At 56.0% G+C, this 15,688-nt stretch carries 11 protein-coding genes; 1 reads left to right on the top strand and 10 read right to left on the bottom strand.

Going from position 1 to position 15,688, the window contains the following annotated elements; translation table 11 throughout:
- Positions 1-3 precede the first annotated feature (3 nt).
- The 5 genes from OSH09_RS12400 to OSH09_RS12380 form a co-directional block, all read right to left on the bottom strand.
- The gene (locus OSH09_RS12400) at positions 4-1,326 is read right to left on the bottom strand and encodes a tryptophan--tRNA ligase (protein WP_266121139.1); all 1,323 of its coding nucleotides are present in this window, start codon (positions 1,324-1,326) and stop codon (positions 4-6) included.
- A gap of 75 nt (positions 1,327-1,401) precedes the next feature.
- Positions 1,402-2,493, bottom strand: a complete 1,092-nt coding sequence (gene zapE, locus OSH09_RS12395; protein ID WP_266121138.1) for a cell division protein ZapE — start codon at positions 2,491-2,493, stop codon at positions 1,402-1,404.
- A 221-nt stretch (positions 2,494-2,714) separates the two neighbouring features.
- Positions 2,715-4,142: a dihydrolipoyl dehydrogenase gene (gene lpdA / locus OSH09_RS12390; RefSeq protein WP_153229430.1), complete on the bottom strand. Its 1,428-nt coding sequence runs from the start codon at positions 4,140-4,142 to the stop codon at positions 2,715-2,717.
- Positions 4,143-4,303: 161 nt separating this feature from the next.
- On the bottom strand, positions 4,304-5,518 hold the full coding sequence (odhB, locus tag OSH09_RS12385) for a 2-oxoglutarate dehydrogenase complex dihydrolipoyllysine-residue succinyltransferase (RefSeq protein WP_222667466.1): 1,215 nt from the start codon (positions 5,516-5,518) through the stop codon (positions 4,304-4,306).
- Positions 5,519-5,552: 34 nt separating this feature from the next.
- A complete protein-coding gene (locus OSH09_RS12380; RefSeq protein ID WP_207873622.1) occupies positions 5,553-8,420 on the bottom strand; it encodes a 2-oxoglutarate dehydrogenase E1 component in 2,868 nt (955 codons plus the stop codon).
- Positions 8,421-8,940: 520 nt separating this feature from the next.
- Here OSH09_RS12380 and OSH09_RS12375 point away from each other — a divergent pair.
- Positions 8,941-11,235, top strand: coding sequence for an NADP-dependent malic enzyme (locus OSH09_RS12375; protein ID WP_222667467.1), 2,295 nt, complete (start codon positions 8,941-8,943; stop codon positions 11,233-11,235).
- A gap of 188 nt (positions 11,236-11,423) precedes the next feature.
- Here OSH09_RS12375 and OSH09_RS12370 read toward each other — a convergent pair whose 3' ends face one another.
- The 5 genes from OSH09_RS12370 to OSH09_RS12350 form a co-directional block, all read right to left on the bottom strand.
- Entirely contained in the window at positions 11,424-12,326 is a 903-nt protein-coding gene (locus OSH09_RS12370; protein ID WP_266121137.1) for a helix-turn-helix transcriptional regulator, read from the bottom strand.
- 3 nt (positions 12,327-12,329) lie between these two features.
- Positions 12,330-12,965: a YbhB/YbcL family Raf kinase inhibitor-like protein gene (locus OSH09_RS12365; RefSeq protein ID WP_266121136.1), complete on the bottom strand. Its 636-nt coding sequence runs from the start codon at positions 12,963-12,965 to the stop codon at positions 12,330-12,332.
- A 254-nt stretch (positions 12,966-13,219) separates the two neighbouring features.
- Positions 13,220-13,972, bottom strand: coding sequence for a class I SAM-dependent methyltransferase (locus OSH09_RS12360; protein ID WP_266121135.1), 753 nt, complete (start codon positions 13,970-13,972; stop codon positions 13,220-13,222).
- 129 nt (positions 13,973-14,101) lie between these two features.
- Positions 14,102-15,406 (bottom strand): citrate synthase, encoded by a 1,305-nt coding sequence (gene gltA / locus OSH09_RS12355; RefSeq protein WP_207873618.1) that lies wholly within the window; start codon positions 15,404-15,406, stop codon positions 14,102-14,104.
- A gap of 18 nt (positions 15,407-15,424) precedes the next feature.
- Positions 15,425-15,685 (bottom strand): FAD assembly factor SdhE, encoded by a 261-nt coding sequence (locus OSH09_RS12350; protein WP_003802528.1) that lies wholly within the window; start codon positions 15,683-15,685, stop codon positions 15,425-15,427.
- Positions 15,686-15,688 lie beyond the last annotated feature (3 nt).

The raw sequence follows: 15,688 nt of genomic DNA, 5'->3' as shown, positions 1-15,688 counted from the left end.
TACTTAGTCACGCATCGAATCCAAAGCAGCTTCGACTGCATCACGCAGATCTGCCGATACGCGGGCGACTTCTTCACCAGCACAATGGATTTGCAGCTCCTGGCCGTCATGCTTGGACACCTCTGCAAACGCTGCGGTCTGCAATGCCTTGATCGCTACACCAGCCTGTTTAGGGTCAGCGTAGGAGCGGGACAGGAACAGCTCTTGTCCGGCAGCATCTTGCAGGCGGAAACGGAAGGTGCCGTCTTCGTCGCGGAAGTTCACAAAACGGGCTTTACGGGCCTTGGCTTCGGACTTGCTGGCAGCGGTACTCAAAGGATCACGCAGGCCTACAGCAGCCTTCAATTCATGGATGAAGGGGGTTGCGTAAGCTCGTGCCTTGCGCGCACCAACTTGCAGCAGCTCTTCAATGTCTTGAGGACGGGCCATCAAAGCTTCGTAACGGTCGCGCATAGGAGCAATCATGGCTTCCAGCAACTGGTGCAAGGCATCCTTGGCTTCACCCCAGGCCATGCCGTCAATCAACTGCTGACGGAATACTTGGGTCTGCTCAGGTGTTGCAAATGCCTTGTACAAGGCCGTCAGGTGCGAATCGTCAGGGTCTTTGGACTCGCCGGGACCTTTGGAGTCCGTCACGATACGGGCAATGGCCGACTTCAGTGCCTTGGCACCACCCTCAAACAGAGGAATCGTGTTGTCGTAGCTCTTGGACATCTTACGGCCATCCAGACCGGGCAAGAGGGCCACGTCCTCTTCTACCTGCACTTCAGGCAAGACAAACAGCTCCTTGCCACGGCCATACAGGTGGTTGAAGCTCTTGGCGATATCGCGCGCCATTTCCAGATGCTGTACCTGATCGCGGCCCACTGGGACTTTGTGCGCGTTGAACATCAAAATGTCGGCCGCCATCAGCACGGGGTAGCTGAACAAACCCATGGTGACGCCATCATCGGGCTCCATACCAGCAGCTTCATTTTTATCAACAGAAGCTTTATAAGCATGGGCACGGTTCATCAAACCCTTACCGGTCACACAGCCCAGCATCCAGGACAATTCCGGAATTTCTGGGATATCGGATTGACGATAGAACGTAACTTTCTCCACATCCAGGCCGCAGGCCAGCCAGGTAGCAGCAATCGCACGGCGGGAGATCGCAACGCGCTCCGGATCATCACATTTGATCAGGGCGTGGTAGTCGGCCATGAAGAAAAATGCGTCGACATCGGCTTGCTGGCTAGCACGGATAGCCGGACGAATCGCCCCAGCATAGTTGCCCAAGTGTGGAATACCGGTCGTGGTAACGCCGGTCAGTACTCGTGTCGTCATGATAAAAAATACGCTTATAAAACTACGTGTCAGGGTCAGGGATCAGGCGCACTGGCCACCGGCCGCGCCCAAGCCCTACAAAATAACTGCCTGGCGCCGCTCTGACTCCAGGTACTCGCGCGATTGCATTTCCATCAAACGCGAGACAGTACGGTGGAACTCATTGGCCATGGGGCCATCTACATACAACTCTTCCTCGGGCACAGCCGCGGACATAATAAATTTGACTTTGTGATCGTAAAAAACATCCACCAGCCAGGTGAAGCGTCGCGCTGCAGAAGCATCACGGGCCGTCATCCGAGGGACATCGGACAGGATCACAGTCTGGAAACGGTTGGCCAGTTCCAGATAGTCGTTCTGCGAGCGTGCACTAACGCATAGGGTCTCGAAATCAAACCAGACGGCCGAACCTGACAAGGCCACGGCCTTCACCTCACGGTTCTCAATGGTCAGCACAGGTTCCAGTGGAGCCGTATCCGACAAGGAAGAGAACATGGATTGCAGCTCTGCCGTCGTATCAGGGCCCAGCGGAGTCAGATAGGTTTTGACCTGCTCCAGAGCGCGGCGGCGGTAATCTACGCCCGTATCCACGTTCATGATGTCCATATTCTTCTGGATCAGCGCAATCGCGGGCAGAATCCGGTCACGATGTAAACCTTCCGGGTACAGCGTGGATGGCTCGTAGTTGGAGGTCATGACAAAGGACGTGCCGCGCTCGAACAGGCCCAGCAGCAGCTTGTACAGAATCATGGCATCTGCCACATCCGAGACGTGAAACTCGTCAAAACAGATCAGGCGATAACGCTTGGCGATACGTTTGGCGACTTCATCCAGGGGGTCGCTCATGCCTTTGACCTGATTCAGCTCCTTGTGCACGCCACGCATAAACTCGTGGAAGTGAATCCGGGTTTTGCGCTTGAGCGGCACCGTCAGGTAAAACGCGTCCATCAGGAAGCTCTTGCCACGCCCTACGCCCCCCCACAGGTACACGCCACGCGGCACCTCCGGACGGGAAAACATGCGACGCAAGGTGCTGGAGCGCATTTTGCGGTACTCCACCCACTCGTCGTAATAGCGTTGCAGCCGGTCTATAGCTTGCTCCTGTGCCTGGTCGGCACGGTAGCCTTTTTCCGCTAAAGCCTGATGGTAATACTCGCGAACATTCATATCACTGAAAATAAAAGAACCTGTCCAGGACAGGTAGTGGTCTGCCAGTAGACGCCCAGGGTTTCACCAAGCGTCCTGCTGATACAGAATCGGGGCATATTGCGTGGTTAATTATCCCATGCAAGGCAAGCCCTGGAGATTGGCGTAATTAAAGCCAATTCTTTGACGAAAAAAAGGGCGAGCCTGTGCCCGCCCTTTTCCAACAACACCCTGAAAGTCTATCAGAAGTTCAGAGCGCGTTTGTCCACTGCCAAGGCCGCTTCTTTCAGGGCTTCGGACAGGGTTGGGTGAGCATGGCAAATACGGGCGATATCTTCCGACGCGCCACGGAATTCCATGATCGCAACAGCTTCAGCCACCAGCTCAGAAGCCACAGGGCCCACAAAGTGAACGCCCAGAACTTCGTCGGTCTTGGCGTCAGCCAGAACCTTCACAAAGCCGGTGGTATCACCCAGTGCGCGGGCACGGCCGTTAGCCAGGAAGGGGAAGCTGCCAGCGCGGTAAGCACGGCCTTCGGTCTTCAGTTGCTGTTCGGTCTTGCCAACCCAAGCGATTTCAGGGGAGGTGTAGATAACCCAAGGCACAGTGTCGAAGTTGACGTGAGGTTGCTGACCAGCCAGACGCTCGGCCACAGCCACACCTTCCTCTTCGGCTTTGTGAGCCAGCATAGGACCACGAACCACGTCACCCACAGCCCAGATACCTGGCAGGCTGGTGGCGCAATCGTCGTCCACAACCACGAAACCACGCTCGTCCAGCTTCAGGCCAATGGTGTCAGCACCCAGACCGGCAGTGTTAGGAACACGGCCAATGGAGACGATCAGCTTGTCGGCTTCCAGCTTTTGCTCGGCGCCCGAAGCGTCTACGTAGTTGATGGCCACGTGCTTGGCGGTCTTTTTGATCTCGCCAACCTTCACGCCCACATTGATCTTCAGACCTTGCTTGGTGAAAGCTTTCAGGGCTTCCTTGGCAACGTCGCGATCCACGGCGGACAGGAACTCGGGAGCACCTTCCAGAATGGTCACTTCGGCACCCAGACGACGCCACACGCTACCAAGTTCCAGACCAATCACACCGGCACCGATAACGGCCAGTTTCTTGGGAACCTTGGGCAGACGCAATGCGCCGTCGTTGGACAGAATTTGTTCTTCGTCGAACTCGGCACCGGGCAAGGCACGAGCCGAGCTACCGGTAGCGATGATGACGTTCTTGGCAACCAGCTCTTCAGCGTTGGCACCGGCCACGTTCACCGACCAGCCGCCGTCAACCTTGGCGCCAAACGAAGCGGTGCCGTGGAAGAAGTTAACTTTGTTCTTTTTGAACAGGTACAAGATGCCGTCGTTGTTCTGCTTGACGACGACATCTTTACGACCAACCAGCTTGTCCAGATTCAGCGACACGCCCTTGACGTCCACGCCGTGCTCAGCCAGATGCAGATTGGCGTGCTCGAAGTGTTCGGACGATTGCAGCAAGGCCTTGGAAGGAATGCAACCTACGTTGGTGCAAGTACCGCCAGGAGCGGGTTTGCCTTCAGCGGTGGACCAGGCGTCCACGCAAGCGACGCTCATACCCAGTTGAGCAGCACGGATGGCGGCAATGTAGCCACCAGGGCCTGCACCAATCACGACAACATCAAATTGCTTAGCCATAAAAAATCCCATAAATGTGAAAAGGCACACTGGACCGCCCAAGAATCAGACGGGAAACAATCAGGTGGCAACAGCCAACCCCCAGGTCCTTAAACAAAGTCGGCCAAGGCTTAGAAGCAAGCACTTGGCCGTATACAAACTAGACCGAAACTACCGCGTGCTTAGACGTTCAGCAGCAAACGCTGAGGATCTTCCAGCGCTTCTTTCATGGCTACCAGACCCAGAACGGCTTCGCGGCCGTCGATGATGCGGTGGTCGTAGGACATAGCCAGGTAGTTCATGGGGCGAACCACGATCTGACCGTTTTCAACAACAGCGCGGTCCTTGGTGGCGTGAATGCCCAGGATGGCGGACTGAGGTGGGTTGATGATCGGGGTGGACAGCATGGAGCCGAACACACCACCGTTGGAGATCGAGAAGGTACCGCCTGTCATTTCTTCCAGAGTCAGCTTGCCGTCGCGAGCACGGGCACCGAAGTCAGCGATTTGCTTTTCGATGTCAGCAATCGACATTTGATCAGCGTTACGCAGGATAGGCACCACCAGACCACGTGGGCTACCAACAGCCACACCAATGTCGAAGTAACCGTGGTAGATGACGTCTTTGCCATCAACCGAGGCGTTCAGCACGGGGTATTTCTTCAAAGCAGCAACAGCGGCTTTAACGAAGAAGGACATGAAGCCCAGTTTCACACCGTGTTCTTTCTCGAACTGATCTTTGTATTTTTTACGCAGATCCAGCACAGCTTGCATGTTCACTTCGTTGAACGTGGTCAGCATGGCGTTTTCGGATTGCGACTGCAGCAGACGCTCGGCGATACGGGCACGCAGACGGCTCATGGGCACGCGCTGTTCTGGACGACCGTCCAGGGACAGGGTTGGAGGTGCAACAGGAGCGGCAGCAGGCTTGCTGGTGGCAGGAGCGTTAGCTTGCAGTGCGTCACCCTTGGTGATGCGACCACCACGGCCGGAACCTTCCACGGAGCTGGCTTCCACGCCCTTTTCAGCCAGGATCTTGGCAGCGGCAGGCGAAGCAACGGAAGAAGCAGCAGTGCTGGCAGCAGGAGCAGCGGCGGCGGGGGCAGCAGCAGGAGCGGCTTGTTCAGCGGCGGCAGGAGCAGCAGCGGCGGCTTTGCCTTCGGAGTCGATACGAGCCAGCACGTCGCCGGAGGTAACGGTGCTGCCGTTAGCCTTGACGATTTCGCTCAGCACGCCCGAAGCAGGAGCTGGAACTTCCAGCACGACCTTGTCGGTTTCAACTTCGATCAGGATTTCGTCAGCCTGGACCATTTCGCCAGGTTGTTTTTTCCATTCCAGCAAAGTCGCTTCGGAGATGGATTCAGAGAGTTGGGGAACCAGAACGTCGGTAATTGCCATGATTATATTTTCCGTATTTAAAATTTGGGGTGCGTTATTTGGTCAGCATGAAGCCTTTGCGGACGCCGAAAGCCTGCTCCAGCAGCGCCTTGTGTTGTTCCTGGTGCTTGGCCAGGTAACCCACTGCAGGCGAAGCGGACGCGGCACGACCGGCGTAGCCTAGCTTCTGACCTTCGGTCATGTTCTCGTAGATGTGATGCTGAACGTAGAACCATGCACCTTGGTTTTGAGGTTCGTCCTGAACCCAGATAACTTCCTTGGCGTTGCTGTATTTAGCCAGCTCTGCCTGGAAGGCCTTGTGGGCAAACGGATACAACTGCTCCACACGGATAATGGCAATATCGTTGCGCTCCAGCTCTTTACGGTGGTTCACCAGATCGTAGTAAACCTTGCCCGAGCAAGCCAGAACACGTTTGACAGCGGCTGCATCAATTGCCTGATCCGTCTCGCCGATCACGGGCATGAAGTGACCTTCAGCCAGATCGCTCATTGGCGAGGTAGCGTCTTTATTACGCAGCAAGGACTTGGGCGTCATGATGACCAAAGGCTTGCGGAAAGGACGGATCATCTGACGACGCAGAACGTGGAAGATCTGGGCGCCGTTGGTAGGCTGGACAACCTGGATGTTGTTGTCTGCGCACAATTGCAAGAAACGCTCGATACGGGCCGAGGAGTGCTCCGGACCCTGACCTTCGTAGCCGTGTGGCAGCATCAAGGTCAGACCGCAATGACGGCCCCACTTGGCTTCACCCGATGTAATGAACTGGTCAATCACAACCTGAGCACCGTTGGCGAAGTCGCCGAACTGGGCTTCCCAGATAGTCAGGATGTTAGGTTCTGCAGAGGCGTAACCGTATTCAAAGGCCAGCACGGCTTCTTCGGACAGGACCGAGTCGATCACCGTGAAGTTGGCTTGGCCTTCCGACACGTTTTGCAGAGGAATGTAAGCACCATCATTCCAGCGCTCACGTTTTTGATCGTGCAATACAGCGTGACGGTGTGTGAACGTACCACGGCCCGAATCCTGACCGGTAATACGGATGGCGTAGCCATTGTTCACCAGAGTTGCAAAGGCCAAGTGCTCGCCCATGCCCCAGTCCACTTGTGCTTCGCCGCGTGCCATGGCACGACGGTCGTTCAGCATGCGGTTGACCAGAGGGTGAACGGTGAAGTCTTCAGGCACAGTAGTCAGTTTTTCACCGATGCGAGCCAGTTCGGACAGAGGCAAAGCGGTGTCTGCCTGGTCAGTCCATTTGGCGCCCAGGAAAGCGGACCAGTCGGTCGCGTACTTGTTCTTGTAGTCAGTCAGAACAGGTTCAACCGTGCGCTTGCCGTCTTCCATCAGTTGACGGTAGGCCTTGACCAGATCTTCGGGCTCGTTCTCGGCCAGAATGCCTTGAGCAACCAGCTTGTCGGCGTACAGTTTGCGCGTACCGTTGTGCTGACCAATCTTCTTGTACATCAGCGGCTGGGTCATCGAGGGAGTGTCTTGCTCGTTGTGGCCCAGTTTACGGAAGCAAACAATATCAACCACGACGTCGTGCTTGAATTCGCGGCGGAAGTCCAGAGCCAACTGAGTCACGAACACAACAGCTTCGGGATCGTCGCCGTTGACGTGGAACACAGGGGCTTCAATCATCTTGACCACGTCCGTGCAATACAGCGTGGAGCGTGTATCGCGGGGGTCAGAGGTGGTGAAACCGATCTGGTTGTTAATAACGATGTGCAGCGTGCCACCGGTACCGTAGCCACGAGTCTGGGCCAGGTTCAGTGTTTCCATGACCACGCCCTGGCCGGCAAATGCCGCGTCACCGTGTACCAGCACGGGCAACACCTGGCTGCCTTCTTCGTCGTTACGACGATCCTGGCGAGCACGGACCGAACCCTCGACCACTGGGTTCACAATTTCCAGGTGGGATGGGTTAAAGGCCAGGGACAGGTGAACTGGACCGCCACGGGTGGACAGGTCGCTGGAGAAACCGTTGTGGTATTTCACGTCGCCGTCGGTCAGGCCTTCAGCGTGATGACCTTCAAATTCGGCAAACAGGTCACCGGGCATTTTGCCCATGATGTTGACCAGCATGTTCAGACGGCCACGGTGGGCCATACCCACGATGATTTCCTGAACGCCGTTCTCGCCAGCGTGGTTGACGACCTCATCCATACAAGCGATGAAGCTCTCGCCACCTTCCAGGGAGAAGCGTTTCTGACCTACGTATTTGGTGTGCAGGAAGCGCTCCAGGCCTTCGGCCTCGGTCAACTGCTGCAGGATGTTGCGTTTTTGGTCAACGTCGAAAGAACCTGTGCCATGCACCGACTCCAGGCGCTGTTGAATCCAGCGCTTGACGACGGGGTCGGAGATGTACATGAATTCTGCGCCCACCGAACGCGAGTACGTATCACGCAAGGCCTTGAGCATGTCGCGCAGCGTCATGGTGTCGGCTTTGGTGAAGTAGGTGTTGGTGGCGGAGTAGACCTGGTCCAGATCCGCTTCGGTCAAACCGTAGAAAGCGGGGTCCAGTTCAGGGATGCTGGGGCGTTCGGAGCGCTTCAGGGGATCCAGTTCGGCAATGCGGGCACCCAGGGAGCGGTAAGCAGCAATCATGGACTGAATCGACACTTGCTTCATGGCAACTGTCAGGTCCGGAGCTTGCGCGCTGGTCAGGAAGGCATTGGCTTTGGCACGTTGGGCGAAAGACTCGACGATAGGAGCGTGAGCTTGATCGCGGGTGCTGTCGCGGCCGTCAGTAGCAGGCTGATGCTGCAACTGATCGAAGTACTCGCGCCACTGGTCGGCGACGGAGCCTGGATTGTCGAGGTAGGACTCGTAGAGTTCTTCGACGTAAGGAGCATTGCTCCCGAACAAATAAGAGTTACTGAGCAGTTCTTTTTGCGATGACATTATTACGCTTCACCTAGCCGAGTGTTTCACTCGTGTTGAGATGCAGGAAAACCTTCCGCGACACGGACCTCGCCGGTTAGCGGATAGCAGGAGCAGAAGGCAACGTAGGACGCCTTATACAAGCCGTATCGATCTAGTATAACGCCGCACACAAAAGGCGCAATTAATGACATCTAAAATGCTTGGCGACTGCATCAGACCGTTGGCATTAACAAACACATCGATCTATCACAAGGGCGAATTCTTACAAAAGAAGCGCTCCAAATCATGATTGACGCCCCTGTGGCGCCCCACATGAAGGAAAAATTCCGATATGCTAATCGTGTGCAGCAAGTACGCGCTTCGCGGGCCCCTTTTCCACCAAACCGAGCCCAGCCTGCCCTTGGTCACCTTGAGGCAGGCAACAAGCGTTGCCATGACATATGCTGTCTATAACAAATCAGCACCTACCTGGTGACTGTATTTCTTATAAATTAGATTTACTTTTACACATAAAAAATCCTATCAGGAGCTTTACCAAATGGATGCCAACGCCGATCTGGCCAAACTTGCGCTGGACTATCACGCGTATCCCACTCCCGGGAAAATCTCGGTGGTTCCCACCAAGACCCTAGCCAATCAAGATGACCTCTCGCTAGCCTATTCCCCCGGCGTCGCATCTGCTTGCATGGCCATCCACGCCGAAGGCGAAGAAGCCGCCGCCAAGTACACCTCGCGCGCCAACCTGGTGGCTGTGGTCACCAACGGTACCGCTGTGCTGGGTCTGGGCAATATCGGCCCTCTGGCCGCCAAGCCCGTCATGGAAGGCAAAGGCTGCCTGTTCAAGAAATTCGCTGGCATTGATGTGTTCGATATCGAATTGAACGAAACCGATCCGGACAAGCTGGTCGACATCATTGCTGCACTGGAACCCACCCTGGGCGGTGTGAACCTGGAAGACATCAAGGCCCCCGAGTGCTTCTACATCGAGAAGAAGCTGCGCGAGCGCATGAGCATTCCCGTGTTCCACGACGACCAGCACGGTACCGCCATCATCTCGTCCTCCGCAGTTCTGAACGGCCTGAAAGTCGTTAACAAGAACATTGGCGACATCAAACTGGTGTGCTCGGGCGCTGGCGCTGCTGCCATTGCTTGCCTGGACTTGCTGGTTGCCCTGGGCGTGAAGCTGAGCAACATTTTCGTGGCTGACTCGCGTGGCATCATCTGGAAAGGCCGTGACGAGAACATGGAGCCCAACAAGGCTCGCTACGCTCAAGACACCGACGCTCGCACTCTGGCTGATGCCATGGTCGGCGCTGACGTATTCCTGGGTTGTTCGGCTCCTGGCGTTCTGAGTGCCGACATGGTCAAGACCATGGCCGACAAGCCTCTGATTCTGGCCCTGGCTAACCCCGAGCCTGAAATCCGCCCTGAAGTGGCCAAGGCTGCTCGCCCTGACTGCATCATCGCGACCGGCCGTTCGGACTACCCGAACCAGGTCAACAACGTGCTGTGCTTCCCCTTCATTTTCCGTGGTGCCCTGGACGTTGGCGCCAGCGTGATCAACGAAGAAATGAAGCTGGCTTGCGTGAAAGCCATTGCCGAGCTGGCCCAGGTCGAGCAAAGCGACGATATGGCCACCGCTTACGGCGGCGAAGATCTGCGTTTTGGCCCTGAGTACATCATCCCCAAACCATTTGATTCCCGTCTGATCGTTCAGATCGCTCCTGCCGTGGCCCAAGCTGCGATGGACTCCGGCGTTGCCGCCCGTCCTATCGAAGACATGGACGCCTACCGTCAGAAACTGATCGCCATGACCTACCACACCGGCCCGCTGATGCGTCCGTTGTACATGCAGGCCAAGGCCGCGCCCAAGCGCATCATTTACGCTGACGGCGAAGACGAGCGCGTATTGCGTGCCGTGCAAACCGTGGTGGACGAGAAGCTGGCCCAGCCTATCCTGGTCGGTCGTCCCAACGTGATCGAAATGCGCGTCAAGAAAGCCGGTCTGCGTCTGGAAGCGGGCAAGAACGTGCAAATCGTTGACCCCGAAGACGACGACCGCTTTACCGACACCTGGACCTCCTACTACAAGCTCAAAGCACGTGAAGGCGTTACTCCAGACATCGCCAAAGCCATGATCCGCAAGCACAACTCGCTGATCGGCGTGATGCTGCTGCAACGCGGTGACGCGGACGGCATGATCTGCGGTGTGGCCAGCAACTACGACAGCCAACTGCAATACGTTGAGCAAGTCATTGGCCTGAAGAAAGAAGCACAAACCTTCGCCGCCATGAACGTACTGATGCTGCCAACACAAACTCTGTTTGTGTGCGACACGCACGTTAACGAGAACCCCAACGCCGAACAGATCGCCGACATGACGATCCAGGCCGCCGAGGAAGTTCGTCGTTTTGGCGTGGTGCCTCGCGTGGCTCTCTTGTCGCACTCGAACTTTGGCAGCCGCCAGACCGAGTCCTCGCGCAAGATGGCCAAGGCTCGTCAGATCCTGGCAGAACGTGCTCCAGACCTGGAAGTGGACGGCGAAATGCACGCTGACTCCGCCCTGTCCGAGAAGATCCGCCTGAAAGCCTTCCCCGACAGCACGCTGCGCGGTTCGGCCAACCTGCTGATCACTCCTAACCTGGACGCTGGCAACATCACGTACAACATGCTGAAGATGACAGGCAGCAACGGTGTGGCCATGGGCCCTATCCTGCTGGGTGCGGCTCGCCCCATCCACATCCTGACCACCAGCGCTACTGTGCGTCGCATCATCAACATGACAGCCCTGGCTGTTGTGGATGCTCAGCAAGAAGCCCAGCAAAACAGCTAATCCTGTTTAGCTGAATAAAAACCGGATGCCGCTTTACGCCGCATCCGGTTTTTTTTATTTCATGCTGACTCCAGCACCTTGCTTCAATAAACAGATCTGTCGCCTGATCCAACAGAGTATCAATACTCAAGATCAAGCTCATTTACCCCGCAACAGACACAGCACAGGCGCATAGTGACCGATGCCCTTTAGCGAACAGCAGAAGGCAAATAACCAAAACGTGCGCGGAATCGGTCGGAGAAACGAGCACGGGACTGGTATCCACAGGCCTGTGCAATGTGTGGAATGGTCCAGGATGTCGTCTGGAGCAACATCAGGGCATGGTGCATGCGAGTGTCGATCAGCAACTCCTCGAAGCGCACACTTTCACCGGCAAGACGTCGCCGCAAGGTGGCCTCGCTCATCGCCAATGCACGGCCAGCCTCGTGCGCTGTCCAGTTCTGATCCGGCGCCTCACCTATCAAGGTGCGCAAGCGGCCGGCAGTACCGTTCTGTTTGATGCCCTTGAATACATGACCTCGCTCGGCAAGGGCAAAGAGGAAATCCATCAGTCGGCACTGGAGCCTTTCATCGCTCACACGTTTGGCATCCACGCTTTCGAGAACTCGATGGAACGTAGATTCGAGGTCCGCGTCCAGTGATGCCAGCCGATAAGGCATCAGGCTAGCGCGCTCCAATGTTTGAGCGGAGCGATCACGCTGAAAGACGTCCAATAGGTCTGCCGAGAGCGTCAGGAAGATAGAGCGGAAACGCTTCTCGGGGCCATCTGGCGTTTTCAGCAAGTCGACGCAAGTGCCCGGTTCGACGAGCAATAGCGACGTTGGAGTGTCAATCGCAAGCGGGTGGGCATCGTCATTCAAGTCGAGCTGCCCCGTAGCGACAAGCAGCACGGTGGCATCATGGAACAAAAACTGCGGCGTGTACTGCACCTGAGTCAGTACTGGCTGCGCCAAGGCGCACAAGCCACGCCGAAGCACTGGCGTGCCAGATGGCAGCGACCAGTGACGGCCAGGCTCAGATTGTGCAGTTGTCTGGGCGATTGCTTGCTCGCTTTGCCGTGACTCTGCAGTGCCCCACTTGCGCTGGCTCACAAATCAGCCAAGCGACACGGAAGGGTTTAGGCTGTACAAGCCAGTCAGGCTGGCTTGCCCCAGCACCGGAGCAGCAGCCAGTGCCGCGTGCACGTTAACACCTATGAGTGGACCATCCACCGCAAGCGCGGGTGTCGCCAAGGCATAGACCGTGAAGATATAGCGGTGAACCAGTGTGTCATTCCAGGGCGGGCATGGGCCATCATAGCCGTGGTAATCGCCCTTCATTTGCTCGTCACCAGCGAACCAGGCGGTGTAGTCGTTGATACCGTGGCGCAAACCGCCTTCAAGCTCAGGGCCGGGCTTGCCACGCGGCGTGACACTGCTGGAATGCGAGCCTGATGCGATCTGCGTCGTACTGGCAGGAATGTCGAGCAGCAGCCAGTGAAAAAAGTCGACTCGAGGCAGATCAGCAGGCACGTCGCGGCCTTCCTGATTCACATCATCTCCACGACTGGGCACGTCCGGGTCATGACAGACGATGACGAATGATTGAGTGCCTGCGGGAACATCGCTCCAGGCAAGATGCGGATTACGATTCGACGACAGCGCAATGTGTGCGCTGGCATCGGGTACGGCGAAAGCAAATTCGCCTGGAATCGCCTGGCCGTCCTGGAAACTTTGACTGATGAGTTGCATGTGAGTTTTCGTCTGGTGATTGTTGAAAAGCCGCTGTTGTACCGGCCTGCGCACAATAGATGACTATTCTAAGGACGCAGGCACTGTTTCAAAGCATCAAATCCAATCAATTATTTTTCATTTCCAATCAAATTGATCTCTTTTGGACTGTTTGATGAGTTACGGAGCTTAACCTTACAAGGCAGCACACATGGCCTAGGCAAACTCATTTCAAACCAGCTAAACATGCGACACGACTCAAGTGCGACCTGCTTTCACACTCGCCCAGCGCGCACAGACAAAGGCCAATTGATTCGACGGCGCTGATCAGGATCGCCCCACTGTTTACGTAGCTCTGCTTCCACCTCACTCAAGACGCTATTGCCCAGCCCCTTCTCTGCCACTTTCACCGCAGACCAGGTTCTGATGTATCCCAACAACTGCGGCAGATTCCAATCCACTTCTATAGCCAAAGGCGGCAAGCTCAGCTCTTGAAAAGGAAAGTCCAAACTACGATAACCTTCCTCCACATGGTGACGCTCCGGTGGCCAGTAAGCACCGATGGTTTCATAGTAGAAGTGCTGCATCACGCTATCCACCTCGCCCTCCACATGCAGCACGCCGTAGGTGATCAAAGCCAGCACGGCATCCGGTCGGGCAATACGCTGAACCTCGGCGTAGAAAAGCTCCAGGTCCAGCCAATGAGCTGCTTGCGCGACGGTGATCAAATCCACACTACCATCGGCCAAACCGCTGTTTTCAGCCAGGGCGGTACGATAGCTCACACCCTCTTGCGGCTGCGCCTGAGCAATCTGATCGGCGCTGCCATCCGTGGCGATCACTTCCTTGAATCGCTTGGCCAGCAGCACAGAAAGCTGCCCTGTTCCGCAGGCGCAATCCAGTGCTCTATCTTCTGCGGGACTGAGTTCGGCCAATACATCAACCAGCTTTTGTGGATAGCTGGGGCGGTAGCTGGCATAGTCGGCTGCAACCGTAGAAAAGTGATCTTTGAACTTGGACTCTTCCATCACCCCACCTCTGTCGTTTGATTTCAATCCGTATAGTAGTTGGCAAGGCAAAAAAAAACGCACCCCATCAAGGAGTGCGTACTTTTGCCTTCCCCTACTGCTGATGCCGCAGGGGAAAAGCATCAGCGATTAACGCTGAGCAGGTACGTCGCGCTGGACTGGACCCACGTACAACTGACGTGGACGGCCAATCTTGTAATCTGGATCGGACAGCATTTCGTTCCACTGAGCAATCCAGCCTACGGTACGAGCCAAAGCGAAGATCGCTGTGAACAAGGACGTTGGGATGCCGATAGCACGCTGAACGATACCCGAGTAGAAGTCCACGTTGGGGTACAGTTTGCGCTCGACGAAGTATGGATCTTCCAGAGCAATGCGCTCGACTTCCATGGCCAGCTTGAACAGAGGATCGTTCTCCAGGCCCAGGGCTTCCAGAACTTCCTTGCAAGTCTCTTGCATCAGCTTGGCGCGTGGGTCGTAGTTCTTGTAGACACGGTGACCAAAGCCCATCAGGCGAACGCCCGAGTTCTTGTCCTTGACCTTCTCCATGAACTCGCCAACCTTGTCGATGCCGCCGTTGGCTTGCAACTCTTCCAGCATGTTCAGGCAAGCTTCGTTTGCACCACCGTGGGCAGGACCCCACAAGCAAGCAACACCCGCAGCAATCGCAGCGAAAGGATTGGTGCCGGACGAACCGCACAGACGCACGGTGGAGGTCGAGGCGTTTTGCTCGTGATCTGCATGCAGGATGAAGATACGGTCCAGAGCGCGCTCAACCACTTCGTTGACCTTGTAGTCTTCGCAAGGGGTAGCGAACATCATGCGCAAGAAGTTGCCGGTGTAGGACAAATCATTCTTGGGATAGATGAAAGGCTGTCCCAAAGAATACTTGTACGCCATCGCAACCAGAGTAGGTAGCTTGGCGATCAAGCGAATAGCCGACACATGACGGTGATGAGGATTCGTGATGTCCGTGGAATCATGGTAGAACGCCGACAGGGCACCGACCAGGCCAGTCAGTATTGCCATGGGGTGAGCGTCCGGACGGAAGCCACGCAGGAAGTGCTGCATTTGTTCCTGAACCATGGTGTGGTTCGTGACCAGGGAGTCAAATTCCTGCTTCTGATCTGCGTTCGGCAAGTCGCCGTTCAGGATCAGGTAGCACACATCCATGAAATCGCACTTTTGTGCCAACTGGTCGATCGGGTAGCCACGGTACATCAACTGGCCTTTGTCGCCGTCAATGTAGGTGATACCGGATTCGCAAGCCGCCGTCGCCATAAAGCCGGGGTCATAGGTAAACATACCTGTCTGACCGTAGAGCTTACGGATATCGATCACGTCCGGACCTACGGTGCCCTTGTGTACAGGGAACTCAACCGAAGGGCTTCCGTCGGAGAAGGATAGCGTGGCTTTTTTATCTGACAATTCCATCACTTTTTTCCTCAATGGTTATAGCTTTCGCATAATGTCTACTAGTCGCTGAATGTCCGGTGTGGCGTACTGCCCTTCTGGCTCGGAGCGAGCCAGAAGGACATCCAGCAAAACTGTATCGTCCATTTCGAACAAGCGGGTCAGGGCCGACACGTCCTGATCAGTCAGCTCGTTTTCGTATTGATCCAGAAAACGGGTGATCATCAAGTCGTTTTCAAGCAAGCCCCGGCGAGCACGCCAACGCAGACGCGCACGCTCCAATTCCGTCAATGTTCTCATCGG

This window comes from Alcaligenes parafaecalis (assembly GCF_026344135.1).
GTDB classification, from domain to species: Bacteria; Pseudomonadota; Gammaproteobacteria; order Burkholderiales; family Burkholderiaceae_B; genus Alcaligenes; species Alcaligenes parafaecalis.
This window is presented reverse-complemented; position numbering and strand designations above follow the sequence as displayed.

Bases quoted from the DNA above. Each gene is read 5' to 3' on its own strand.
- OSH09_RS12380 (WP_207873622.1), bottom strand. From the start codon at position 8,420: ATGTCATCGCAAAAAGAACTGCTCAGTAACTCTTATTTGTTCGGGAGC.
- OSH09_RS12365 (WP_266121136.1), bottom strand. From the start codon at position 12,965: ATGCAACTCATCAGTCAAAGTTTCCAGGACGGCCAGGCGATTCCAGGC.
- OSH09_RS12400 (WP_266121139.1), bottom strand. From the start codon at position 1,326: ATGACGACACGAGTACTGACCGGCGTTACCACGACCGGTATTCCACAC.
- OSH09_RS12375 (WP_222667467.1), top strand. From the start codon at position 8,941: ATGGATGCCAACGCCGATCTGGCCAAACTTGCGCTGGACTATCACGCG.
- OSH09_RS12360 (WP_266121135.1), bottom strand. From the start codon at position 13,972: ATGGAAGAGTCCAAGTTCAAAGATCACTTTTCTACGGTTGCAGCCGAC.
- lpdA (WP_153229430.1), bottom strand. From the start codon at position 4,142: ATGGCTAAGCAATTTGATGTTGTCGTGATTGGTGCAGGCCCTGGTGGC.
- gltA (WP_207873618.1), bottom strand. From the start codon at position 15,406: ATGGAATTGTCAGATAAAAAAGCCACGCTATCCTTCTCCGACGGAAGC.
- odhB (WP_222667466.1), bottom strand. From the start codon at position 5,518: ATGGCAATTACCGACGTTCTGGTTCCCCAACTCTCTGAATCCATCTCC.
- OSH09_RS12350 (WP_003802528.1), bottom strand. From the start codon at position 15,685: ATGAGAACATTGACGGAATTGGAGCGTGCGCGTCTGCGTTGGCGTGCT.
- zapE (WP_266121138.1), bottom strand. From the start codon at position 2,493: ATGAATGTTCGCGAGTATTACCATCAGGCTTTAGCGGAAAAAGGCTAC.